This window comes from Pseudoduganella sp. jia 12 (genome assembly GCF_055502675.1).
This window is the reverse complement of the sequence record NZ_JBUXKP010000011.1, coordinates 265,771-277,189: the sequence shown is the minus strand read 5'-3', so window position 1 is coordinate 277,189 and position 11,419 is coordinate 265,771. Positions and strand designations below refer to the sequence as shown.

The window sequence follows — 11,419 nt, the reverse complement described above, 5'->3', positions numbered from 1 at the left end:
GATCAGCGATGCGGCGAAGGCCTACCAGGCATTTGCGCACGCTGCCCACATCACGCATGAAGCAATCAACGTTCGCGCCGGCATCAGGAAACGCGGCGCGATCCACCTGAACAACGTCAATGGCTGGCATAGCCGCTTCAAGACCTGGTTGCGCCGCTTCAATGGCGTGGCCAGTCGTTACCTGGCCAATTACACCGGGTGGCAACGGGTACTGGATGCCGCAACCTTGACGCTGCCGGTCGACTGGCTGCGCGTGAGTGTCAGCAAAAGCAATATTTCCGGGGCGGGGTAACGAAAAAGTTCCCGATCAACGCACGTCGCATATTTAACGCTGACAGCGCTTATTTCAAACGCTTCTTCAACTCATTGGCCGCCTGGTCCATCGCATCGCGCACCGCCGGCACGTCGGCCAGCACATTGAGCAGCCCGAAGTCGTGGATCATGCCGTTGTAGCGCACCGAGGTCACGGTCACGCCGGCGGCGTCGAGCTTGCGGCCATAGGCTTCGCCTTCATCGCGCAGCACGTCGAATTCGGCGGTCTGGATCAGCGCGGGCGGCAAGCCTTTCAGCTGTTCCAGGCTGGCCTGCAGCGGCGAGGCATACGTTTGCTTGCGGGCCGCCGCATCGCGGGTGTAGTTGTCCCAGAACCAGGCCATCATGTTCTTCGTGAGGAAGTGGCCATCCGCATATTGCTGGTACGACGGCGTGTCGAAGTTCGCATCCGTCACGGGCCACAGCAGCACCTGGGCACGCAGCGCCGGGCCGCCCCTGTCTTTGGTCATCAGGCTGACGACGGCCGCCATGTTCCCACCCACGCTGTTGCCTGCCACGGCCAGGCGCTTGCCGTCCACACCGATCTCGTTGCCGTGGGCGGCTACCCAGCGGGTCGCCGCATACGCTTCGTTGACCGCCACGCCGTAGCCCGCCTCCGGCGACGGCGTGTAGTTGACGAACACCGCCACCGCACCCGAACCCGCCACCAGGTCGCGCACCAGCCGCTCGTGGGTCGGGTAGTCGCCCAGCACCCAGCCGCCGCCGTGGAAGAACATGAACGCGGGCAGCGTGCCCTTCACGCCGGCCGGGCGCACGATCGTCAGCTTGACCGGCTTGCCGTCGAGCGTCACCGTTTTTTCGCTGACGTCCGCGGCGGGCAGTGCCACCTTTGCGCCGGCCTGCGCGCCCACCAGCACGGCACGGGCTTCCTGCGGTGTCATCTGCTCGATCGGCTTGCCGCCTTCGATCGCCTGCAGGAAGGCGGCGGTCTGGTGCTCGACGCCGGGCAGGGCGGCGGCGGTCGAGGTGATTGCAGTGCCTGCGGTGATGGCGAGCAGGGCGGTGGCGAGGATCGATTTGGCGGCGTTCATGTTGTTTCCTTCAGTTTCTTTAGTTAGCGATTTTATAGTGTACGATTTAAATCAGTTGGCCTGGGCGGCGGTTTCGATCAGCTTCGCCACTTGTGCCGGGTGCGACGTCATCACCACGTGCGAGGCGCCCGGGATGGCCACGGTCTGGCGCGATTGCGCCCGGTCGGCCATGAACTTCAACGCGGCGGCCGGAATGTTCTTGTCGGCGGTGCCGTAGACGAAGTACGACGGTACGTTCTTCCAGGCCGGCGCACCGGAGGCTTCGGTCAATGCCGCTTCGGCGATCGGGCGCTGCGTGACCGCCATCAGTGCCGCCTGGGCTTTCGGCACGTCGGCAGCGAACTGCTGGTGGAACTTGTCCTGCTGGATGTAGAAATCCTTGCCGCCATCGGGCAGGGCGACCGGCTCGGCCAGTGCGCCACCCAGCGTGCCGCCCGGGAAGCGGCCCGACAGTTCGAGTGCCGTTTCGCCCTGTTCCGGTGCGAAGGCGGCCACGTACACCAGGCTCTTCACGTTGGACTGGCCGTAGGCCGCGGCCGAGATCACGGCTCCGCCGTACGAGTGGCCCACCAGCACCACGGGACCCTTGACGCTTTTCACCACGGTGGCCACCGCTGCCGCGTCGCCTTTCACGCTGCGCAGGGGATTGGCCGCGCCGATGACGGTGTAGCCGTCGGCACGCAGTTTCGCGGCCACGCCGTTCCAGCTGCTCGAATCGGCGAACGCGCCGTGGACCAGGATGACGGTGGGTTTCACTGCCACGGCCGGCGCGGCGATGGCGGATGCGCTACCGATGATCGACAGGGCGAGGGCGATGGTTTTGATGGCGTTCATGGTAATCTCCAGTTAGATAGTTTGCGTTTAAATAGTGTGCTACTTATTTGGTACGATTCCAGCGCATTGAAAGCTTGGTACTTCGTTTGCTGCTTTCGTTACGTTGTCTTCAGTGCATGGAAAGAAGTATAGATAGCGCGCGATGTAATAGCAAGCGATATTTTTACTTTTTTTCACGGTGTGTCCTGTACTCCATACCGCGTAGATATGCGAAATTGATATATGTTTCGATGAATAAACAATATTTCAACGCTATCGTGCCGCGCTACACTGGCCTGACCACATTCACGCAGGCCGCCATGAAAATCACCAAGCTGACGTTGTACCGCGTTCCGCCCCGCTGGATGTTCCTGAAGATCGAGACCGATGAAGGCATCAGCGGCTGGGGCGAGCCGGTGATCGAAGGCCGCGCGCGCACCGTCGAGGCGGCCGTCAACGAGCTGGCGGAGTACCTGGTGGGGCAGGATCCCACGCGCATCAACGACCTGTGGCAGGTGATGTACCGCGGCGGCTTCTACCGGGGCGGGCCGATCCTGATGAGCGCCATCGCCGGCATCGACCAGGCGCTGTGGGACATCAAGGGCAAGGCGCTGGGCGTGCCCGTCTACGAGCTGCTGGGTGGCCGCGTGCGCGACAAGATGAAGATGTACAGCTGGGTCGGCGGCGACCGCCCGGCGGACGTCATCGAAGGCATCCTCACGCTGCGCGAGATCGGCATTCACACGTTCAAGCTGAACGGCACCGAAGAGCTGGGCATCGTCGATACGGCCACCGCGGTCGACGCGGCCATCGCGCGGATCGCGCAGATCCGTGAAGCGTTCGGCAACACCATCGAATTCGGCATTGACTTCCATGGCCGCGTGGCCGCGCCGATGGCCAAGGTGCTGCTGCGCGAGCTGGAGCCGTTCCGCCCGCTGTTCGTCGAGGAGCCGGTACTGGCGGAGCAGGCCGAGTACTATCCACGCCTGGCCGAGCATACGTCGATCCCGCTGGCGGCCGGCGAGCGCATGTATTCGCGCTTCGAATTCAAGCACGTGTTCCAGCGCGGCGGCATCGCCATCGTGCAGCCCGACCTGTCGCATGCCGGCGGTATCACCGAATGCGTGAAGATCGCCGCGATGGCCGAAGCGTATGACGTGGCATTCGCACCGCATTGCCCGCTCGGCCCGGTGGCGCTGGCCGCGTGCCTGCAGGTCGACTTCGTGTCGCACAACGCCGTGCTGCAGGAGCAGAGCATGGGCATCCATTACAACAAGGGCGCGGAGCTGTTCGACTATGTGGTCAACCGCGAAGATTTCCAGATCACGGACGGCTACTTCCCGCCGCTGCCCAAGCCGGGCCTGGGCGTGATCGTCGACGAGGAGCGCGTCGTCGCCGCCAGCCAGAATCCGCCGGACTGGCGCAACCCCGTGTGGCGCCATCCGGATGGCAGCGTGGCCGAATGGTGACCGCCATGGCGGCCACGCCTTCCCTGATCGGCCTGGACTGGGGCAGCACGAGCCTGCGCGCCTGGCTGGTCGCGCCCGATGGCACCGTGCTGGAAGAACGCAAGGCCGACAAGGGCGCATCCACGCTGTCCGGCCACGCCGCCTTCGTCGAGGCGTTCGATGACGTGGCCGGCGCGTGGCGCACCGCGTACCCCGGCTTGCCCGTGCTGGCCTGCGGCATGGTCGGCAGCACGCACGGCTGGCTGGACGTGCCCTATGCGCGCTGCCCGGCCGGCGCCGCCGCGCTGGCGGCCGGCCTGCGCCGCCCCGATAGCGGGCCCGAATCTGGCCCCGAATCTGGCCCCTATATCGTGCCGGGCGTGCTGTTCGACGACACGAGCCTGCCGCCGGACGTGATGCGCGGCGAGGAAACGCAGGTCGTCGGCGCGCTGCACCTGCACGACACGCTGCGCGCCTCGAGCTGCGTGGTGCTGCCCGGTACCCATTCGAAGTGGGTGCAGGTTTGCAGCGAGCGCATCGTGCGCTTCGCCACGCACATGACGGGCGAGCTGTACGCGGTGCTGCGCCAGCATTCGGTGCTGGGCCGGCTGATGCCCGACGATGCGCCGGTCGATCCCGATGCGTTCGTGCAGGGCGTCGACGCGGCGCGCGACCATGGCGAACTGGGACTGCCGCACCAGATCTTCGCCGCGCGCAGCCTGGGCGTGACCGGACGCCTGCCCAACGAGATGCTGGCCGATTACCTGTCCGGCCTGCTGATCGGCCATGAACTGCGCGCCGGCCTGCAATGGCGCGCGATGGCCGGCCTGGGTTCGCAGCCGCTGGCGCTGGTGGGCGCGCCGAACCTGTGCGCCCGCTACCAGGTGGGACTGCACCGTTTCGACCGGCCCGCCGACCTCGTTCTCGACAACACGGCCCCCGCCGGCCTGCTCGCGCTCGCGCGCGCCGCGGGCCTCCTGCCGCTGGAACCACTGGAGAATCAATGACCGCCGAATCAATCGACGCTTTCGCCAACGCCTTTGAAAAACTGCCGCTCGTCGCGATCCTGCGCGGCCTGCAACCCGCCGAAGCGGAAGGCGTCGGCGCCGCGCTGTACGACGCCGGTTTCCGCCTGATCGAAGTGCCGCTCAATTCCCCCGACCCGTTCGCATCGATCGCGCGGCTGGCACGCAGCCTGCCGGCCGATGCCGTGCTGGGTGCCGGCACGGTGCTGCAGTCCGAAGCGGTGGCGCGCGTGCGCGATGCCGGCGGCACGCTGGTCGTGATGCCCCATGCGGACGTGGAAGTGATCCGCGCGGCCAAGGCGGCCGGCATGCTGTGCGTGCCCGGCGTGGCCACGCCCACCGAAGCCTTCGCGGCGCTGAAGGCCGGGGCCGATGCCCTGAAGCTGTTCCCGGCCGAGCTGATCTCGCCGGCCGTCGTGCGCGCAATGCGTGCGGTGTTGCCAAAAGATATAAAATTGTTGCCTGTGGGTGGCATAACGCCCGGTAATATGGCAGACTTCCGCGCCGCCGGCGTGGCCGGCTTCGGCCTCGGGTCCGCCCTGTACAAGCCCGGCATGGATGCCGCAACGGTCGCCGCCAACGCAAAGGCCTTCGTCGACGCCTGGAAGTAGCAAGGAAGAAGCAAGGAAGAAGCAAGGAAGAAGCAAGGAAGAAGCAAGAACAGGTATGAATAAGCAAGCGCCGGTACCCCGCCGGCGGTAACAGCCCGCAGTGAATCACTGGAGACGCAATGAACAAGGGAGTGAAGCGCCCAACGATGGCGCTGGCGGCAGCTTTCGCCGTATTGCCGGCCATGTTGGTGCAAGCCATGGCGGCGCAGGTCATCGGCGTGGACGCGTCCGCGCCAGCGGCAAGCCCCGTCACCGGCCACCTGCAACTGGGCACCGCCACGACGCCGCGGGGCAGCGCGCTGGGCGCGAACAACCGCTACCTCACCCTCGATGGCCAGCCGTGGATGCCCGTGATGGGCGAATTCCACTATTCGCGCAGCCCCGCCGCCACGTGGGAAGCGGAACTGGCGAAGATGAAGGCGGCCGGCATCACCGTCGTTGCCAGCTATGTGATCTGGAACCACCACGAGCCGCGGGATGGCGCGTTCGACTGGAAGGGTGACCGCGACCTGCGCCGCTTCGTGCAGCTGTGCGGCAAGCTGGGACTGAAGGCGGTCGTGCGCGTGGGGCCGTGGGTGCATGGCGAAGTGCGCTATGGCGGCATTCCCGACTGGGTGGTCGACGGCATGCGCACGCGCGGCGACGATCCCCGGTACCTGCGCCACGTGGCGCGGCTGTACCGCGAAATCGGCGCGCAACTGAAGGGCAGCCTGTGGAAGGATGGCGGTCCCGTCATCGGCCTGCAGCTGGAAAACGAATACAACCTGAATGGCCCGGGCGAGGGCGCCGGCCATATCACCACGCTGAAGAAGCTGGCGCTGCAGGCAGGCATGGATGTGCCGTTCTATACCGTCACCGGATGGGATGGCGCGCAATATCCGTCCGGCCAGGTCACGCCCGTGTTCGGCGGCTATGTCGACGAGCCGTGGGCCGTGTCCACCACGGAGCTGCCGCCGAAGGAAACGTACGCGTTCCGCTTCGACAGCCGCGTCTCCGGCGACCTGGGTGCACAGACGAAATCGCACGGCCCCGGCACCGCCGAATCGGACATCGACAAGACGCCGTTCCTGGGCGCCGAATATGGTGCCGGATTGCCGTTCATGTACCGCCGCCGCCCCGTGGTGTCGCCGGACGATATCGCGTCGATGCTGCCCGTGCAGCTGGGTTCCGGCGTGAACCTGATGGGTTACTACATGTTCCACGGCGGCCGTAATCCGGTGGGCGGCACCACGCTGGAAGAAAGCAGCATCAGCGGCGGCTACAACGACACGCCGGCGATCAACTACGACTTCCAGGCCCCGCTGGGCCCGGACGGCCAGCAGCGCCCGGTCCTCGGGTATCTGCGCCCGTTCCATTACTTCATCGCCGGATTCGGCAACCGGCTGGCGCCGATGACGGTGCGCAAGCCGGACGTGACGCCTGCCGGCCCGACCGACCTGCGCACGCCGCGCGTGGCCGTGCGCAGCAATGGCGACAGCGCCTTCGTGTTCGTCAACAACCACGTGCGCCAGTACCCGATGCCGGTGCAGTCGCTGCAGTTCGATGTGAAGCTGGCCGGCGGCACCGTGCGCTTCCCGGGCAAGCCGGTCGACGTGCCGAACGGCGCCTATGCGATCTGGCCGGTGAACTTCGACCTCGATGGCACGCGCCTGCGCCATGCGACAGCGCAGCCGGTCGCGCGCCTCGATGGCGGCGCCGACGGCATCACCTACGTGTTCGCCGCCACGGAGGGCATTCCCGTCGAACTGGCGCTGGAGGCTGATAGCGCTACGATCGATACGGCCGCTCCCCGCGCGACCGAACACGGCGCCACCATCGTCGACGTCACGCCGGGCACCGCGCGGGCATTGACGATCCGCCGCGCCAACGCAAGGGCGGTGCACCTGCTGGTGCTGCCGGCCGCGCAGTCGCGCCAGCTGGTCATCGGCGACATCGCCGGCCAGCGCCGCCTGGTATTGAGCAGCCAGCAAACCTGGTTCGAAGGCGGCAAGCTGCACCTGCGTTCCGTCGGCGATGCCGCGATGCGCTTTGCCGTCTACCCGGCGCTGGCGCGCGCACCCAAAGCCGACCATGCGCTGCGCGCCCCGGGCAGCGACGGCATTTTCCAGGCTTACGAGGCAGCGCTGCCCGCCGTGCACCTGACCGCCACGGCAACGCCGCTGCGCGAAGCGCGGCCCGCACCGGCCGTCATGAAGGGCGGCCTCGCGCAGGCGGCCGTCCAGCCGATCCCGGAAGCATGGCGCACCGCCGCCACGTGGCGCATCGACGTGCAGCGCGATGCGCTGAAACACGTCGACGATGCGCACGTCGACGGTGCGCTGTTGCAGGTCGACTTCACCGGCGACATCGGCCGGCTGTTCGACGGCACGCGGCTGGCGGACGACTGGTACTACAGCGGCTACGGCTGGCAGGCCGGCCTGAAGGCGCTCGCCCTGAAAGGGGAATTGTCGCTGGCGGTGCTGCCGCTGCGCGCGGATGCGCCGGTGTACATCCCCAAGGAAGCAAGACCGGATTTCGGCGCGCAAACGCAGATTGCGCGCGTCAACAAAGTGAGCCTGACCCCCGTCTACAAGCTCACCGTCACACCATAAAAATTCACACCCCATCGGAGAAAGCATGAACTTCAACAACCAACCCGGCCGCCGCCACGCGATCGCCATCGCCGCAGCCCTGTGCGCGATGCCGGCACTGGCCCAGACCACCGACACCGCTGCCGCACCCGCGGCTGAAACGCAGCAGGTCGTCGTGACCGGCATGCGCGCCAGCCTGCAAAAGGCGCAGGACCTCAAGAAGAACGCCGACCAGGTCGTCGACTCGATCGTGGCCGACGATATCGGCAAGCTGCCCGATTCGAACGTGGCCGAAGCGCTGCAACGCATCACCGGCGTGCAGATTTCGCGCAGCCGCGGCGAAGGCGACCGTGTGCAGATTCGCGGCCTGTCGCAGACGCAAACCCTGGTCAACGGCCGCTCGATCTTCACCGCAGGTAAAGAGCGCGGCCTGTCGTTCCAGGACGTACCGTCCGAACTGCTGGCCGGTGCCGATGTCTACAAGAGCCCGACCGCCGAACAGGTGGAAGGCGGCATCGGCGGCGTGATCGACCTGCGCATGCGCCGGCCGTTCGACTTCGCCGGCTCGAAGGTGGCCGGCACCGTCAAGATGACCGATGCCGATTACGCGAACAAGCGCAATGGCGAAGGCTCGCTGCTGGTATCGAACCGCTGGAAGCTGAATGGCCAGGATTTCGGCGCGCTGGTCAGCATCGCCCACCAGAAGCGCGACTACCGCTCGGATACGCAGGAGCTGAATGCGCCGTCGCAGCTCGCCGACGGCTCCGGCCTGTATGCGCCGATCGGTGCCTGGTATGCGTATGAGCTGGGTGAACGCGAACGCACCGGCATCAACGCATCGCTGCAATGGCGCCCGACCCGCGGCGTCGAGCTGTACCTGGATGCGAACTACACGAAGCTGGAAACGGCCACCGACACGTATGGCTTCTATGCGTCGCCGTACTGGCCGAACTGGTCGGCCGCGACGAACGCCGGTGCCATGTGGCCGAACGGCAGCGTCGAAAGCCAGGATGGCAACGTCACCAAGGGCTCGTTCTATGGCGCGGAGATGAGCACGTCCGGCACCATCGGCGACAACGACACCAAGACGCGCCAGCTGGCGATCGGCGGTTCGTGGCGCGCCAACGGCTGGACCGTCAAGTCCGAACTGGGCTTTACCAAGAGCGATTTCGAGCGCCTGTACCAGGAAATCCGCCTGGGCGTGTGGAGCGAGAATCCGACGTTCAACTATGACCTGACGACCGCGCTGCCATCGGCCTATCCAAGCAACTTCGCCGATCTGGTGAACCCGTCGCAGTACTGGGCCAGCAAGGCCCTGTACTTCCGCCAGAAGAACGAGGGCCGCGAAACCGTGTGGCGTGGCGACGTCGAACGCAGCCTGGACAGCGACCTGATCCCGCGCATCAAGGCCGGCGTGCGCCTGACCGACCGCAAGGCGTCGAGCTCCGAGATCAACACGATCGACGATATCGGCTCTGCGCTGCCGGCACTGTCGGGCCAGATCGGCACGATTCCGCACAACGACCTGCTGCACCGCGAAGGCGCGGGCACGATCCCGAAACAGTGGCTGTCGATCGCCAACCTGGACTGGCTGCGCAATCCACAGACCGTGCGCAGCACGGTCGGCCTGACGGTGCCGGCGTTCGACGCGGCGCAAACCTTCGACTACGCCGAGAAGACCCAGGCGCTGTACGGCATGGCCGACTTCGAATCCGAACTGCTGGGCAAGGCCGTGACGGGTAATTTCGGCGTGCGCTACGTGCGCACGAAAACCGAACGCGGCTGGCAGGAATCGCAGAACGGCACCTACGTGCCGCGGCAGAACAGCACGACCGACGATGACTTCCTGCCGAGCGTGAACGCCCGCATGGCACTGACGGACAAGCTGATCGCCCGCGTGGCCGCCTCGAAAGTGGTGACGCGCCCGGACTTCGACCAGCTGACCCCGAGCCTGTCGCTGAACGCCAACAGCCGCACCGGTTACCTGGGCAACCCGGACCTGCAGCCGCTGTCGGCCCGCCAGTTCGACACCACGCTCGAGTACTACATGAGCCCGAGCGACTACGTGTTCGCCGCCGCGTTCTACAAGAAGGTGGACGGCTTCATCCAGACCACCACGGCCCCGATCCTGTACAACGGCGTTACCTACAGCGTGCGCACGCCATCGAACGGCCAGGATGGCACGATCAAGGGCCTGGAGATCGGCTACCAGGGCTTCTTCACGAGCTTGCCGGGCATGTGGAAAGGCCTGGGCCTGCAAGCGAACTTCACGTACGTGGACAGCAAGGCACCGGGCCCGCTGGGCGGCCAGGAGACGGCGCTGGAAAACCTGTCGAAGCAGAGCTACAACATCGTCGGCATGTACGACTGGAACGACTTCGCGTTCCGCCTGGCCTACAACTACCGCGGCAAGTACCTGGCCGGCACGCAGGACTACTACGTCAACAACGGCGCCACGATGGCACAGACCACGACGTACATGAACGGTTATGGCCTGGTCGATGCGTATGCGAGCTACCAGCTGACGAAGAACCTGAAGGTGGCATTCGAAGTCAGCAACCTGACCCGCAAGTCGCGCAGCAGCTACTTCGGCGTGACCGGCACGCAGTACGGCCGCTATGCGGACGACCGCCGCTTCGGCCTCAGCCTGCAAGCCAACCTGTAATGGACGGCGGCGTACGGCTGGCGCTGGCACACCGTGCACTGCTGGCGGACGGCCTGCTGTGGCAACACGGCGCCGGCCGCTGGTGGTGGACGGACGTTCCGGCCGCCGCGCTGTATGCCTGGCAGGACGGCCAGCGCGGGCCGGCCGCCTGCCGTTTGCCGGACCGCGCCGGCACGTTTGCCTTCTGCCATTCCGGCCGGCTGCTCGTGGGGCTGGCCAAATGGCTGTGCTTTGCCGAGCCGCCGGCGCCGGGCGGCAGGACGCCGCGGCAGCTGGCCTTGCAGCCGGCCGTCGTGGTCGATCCCGCCGAGCCGCGCACCCGCGTGGCCGATGGCCGCACCGACCGGCGTGGCCATTTCGTGTTCGGCACGCGCATCGAGGCCGACGAACCGCGTGCAATCGGCAGTTTCTTCCAGTACTCCCAACGCCATGGCCTGCGCCGGCTGGCATTGCCCGCGGCGGCGGCGGCCGGCAGCATCTGCTTTTCGCCGGATGGCGCCACGATGTATTTCAGCGATGCCGGCGAGCCCCGCATCCTGTGCTGCGATTACGACGCCGATGGCGCGCAAGTGGCGAACGTGCGGCCCTTCGTGGAATTGGCGGACGCCATGCCGCACGGCGCCGTGGTGGACAGCGATGGCTGCGTGTGGAACGCCGAGCGGGGCAGCGGCCGGCTGGTGCGCTACTCGCCCGCGGGTGAACGCATGGGCATCCACACGTTGCCGGTACAGGACCCCACCCGGCCCGCCTTCGGCGGCACCGCGCTCGACCGCCTGCTCGTTGCCAGCGCCGGCGGGCAGCTGTTTCATGTCGCCGCGCCCGGCGCGCGCGGCATTCCCGATACGCCGTTCGACGACGGTGCCCGGATCGATAGTTAACGATTCATAGTTCATCGATCGATGATTGTCGATCGACATACCAGG

8 protein-coding genes and 1 pseudogene are annotated in these 11,419 nt (G+C 66.4%); 7 read left to right on the top strand and 2 right to left on the bottom strand.

Translation table 11 applies throughout. The features are described 5' to 3' along the window. Positions 1–292: pseudogene (locus ACY65G_RS23880) on the top strand (IS1595 family transposase); the annotation flags it as partial. Positions 293–341: 49 nt separating this feature from the next. Here the strand turns inward: ACY65G_RS23880 and ACY65G_RS23875 are convergent. After that, complete coding sequence (locus tag ACY65G_RS23875) at positions 342–1,364, bottom strand: alpha/beta hydrolase (protein ID WP_464999778.1); 1,023 nt, start codon at positions 1,362–1,364, stop codon at positions 342–344. A 51-nt stretch (positions 1,365–1,415) separates the two neighbouring features. Further along, positions 1,416–2,198, bottom strand: a complete 783-nt coding sequence (locus tag ACY65G_RS23870; protein WP_464999777.1) for an alpha/beta fold hydrolase — start codon at positions 2,196–2,198, stop codon at positions 1,416–1,418. A gap of 299 nt (positions 2,199–2,497) precedes the next feature. Between ACY65G_RS23870 and dgoD the strand changes: the two genes are divergently transcribed. The 6 genes from dgoD to ACY65G_RS23840 all read left to right on the top strand — a co-directional run bounded on the left by dgoD (position 2,498) and on the right by ACY65G_RS23840 (position 11,374). Beyond that, positions 2,498–3,646 (top strand): galactonate dehydratase, encoded by a 1,149-nt coding sequence (gene dgoD, locus ACY65G_RS23865; RefSeq protein WP_464999776.1) that lies wholly within the window; start codon positions 2,498–2,500, stop codon positions 3,644–3,646. A 5-nt stretch (positions 3,647–3,651) separates the two neighbouring features. Continuing rightward, complete coding sequence (locus ACY65G_RS23860) at positions 3,652–4,632, top strand: 2-dehydro-3-deoxygalactonokinase (RefSeq protein ID WP_464999775.1); 981 nt, start codon at positions 3,652–3,654, stop codon at positions 4,630–4,632. Further along, positions 4,629–5,261, top strand: coding sequence for a 2-dehydro-3-deoxy-6-phosphogalactonate aldolase (locus ACY65G_RS23855; RefSeq protein ID WP_464999774.1), 633 nt, complete (start codon positions 4,629–4,631; stop codon positions 5,259–5,261). The genes ACY65G_RS23860 and ACY65G_RS23855 overlap by 4 nt, the downstream gene beginning before the upstream one ends. 119 nt (positions 5,262–5,380) lie before the next feature. After that, the gene (locus tag ACY65G_RS23850; protein WP_464999773.1) at positions 5,381–7,852 is read left to right on the top strand and encodes a beta-galactosidase; all 2,472 of its coding nucleotides are present in this window, start codon (positions 5,381–5,383) and stop codon (positions 7,850–7,852) included. A 25-nt stretch (positions 7,853–7,877) separates the two neighbouring features. Then, complete coding sequence (locus ACY65G_RS23845) at positions 7,878–10,496, top strand: TonB-dependent receptor (RefSeq protein WP_464999772.1); 2,619 nt, start codon at positions 7,878–7,880, stop codon at positions 10,494–10,496. Next, positions 10,496–11,374, top strand: a complete 879-nt coding sequence (locus ACY65G_RS23840; protein WP_464999771.1) for an SMP-30/gluconolactonase/LRE family protein — start codon at positions 10,496–10,498, stop codon at positions 11,372–11,374. Before ACY65G_RS23845 ends, ACY65G_RS23840 begins: the two co-directional genes overlap by 1 nt. Positions 11,375–11,419 lie beyond the last annotated feature (45 nt).

What these genes read in the sequence shown, in the direction of transcription:
- ACY65G_RS23875 (WP_464999778.1), bottom strand. Translation starts at nt 1,364, where the DNA reads ATGAACGCCGCCAAATCGATCCTCGCCACCGCCCTGCTCGCCATCACC.
- dgoD (WP_464999776.1), top strand. Translation starts at nt 2,498, where the DNA reads ATGAAAATCACCAAGCTGACGTTGTACCGCGTTCCGCCCCGCTGGATG.
- ACY65G_RS23860 (WP_464999775.1), top strand. Translation starts at nt 3,652, where the DNA reads ATGGCGGCCACGCCTTCCCTGATCGGCCTGGACTGGGGCAGCACGAGC.
- ACY65G_RS23850 (WP_464999773.1), top strand. Translation starts at nt 5,381, where the DNA reads ATGAACAAGGGAGTGAAGCGCCCAACGATGGCGCTGGCGGCAGCTTTC.
- ACY65G_RS23870 (WP_464999777.1), bottom strand. Translation starts at nt 2,198, where the DNA reads ATGAACGCCATCAAAACCATCGCCCTCGCCCTGTCGATCATCGGTAGC.
- ACY65G_RS23840 (WP_464999771.1), top strand. Translation starts at nt 10,496, where the DNA reads ATGGACGGCGGCGTACGGCTGGCGCTGGCACACCGTGCACTGCTGGCG.
- ACY65G_RS23845 (WP_464999772.1), top strand. Translation starts at nt 7,878, where the DNA reads ATGAACTTCAACAACCAACCCGGCCGCCGCCACGCGATCGCCATCGCC.
- ACY65G_RS23855 (WP_464999774.1), top strand. Translation starts at nt 4,629, where the DNA reads ATGACCGCCGAATCAATCGACGCTTTCGCCAACGCCTTTGAAAAACTG.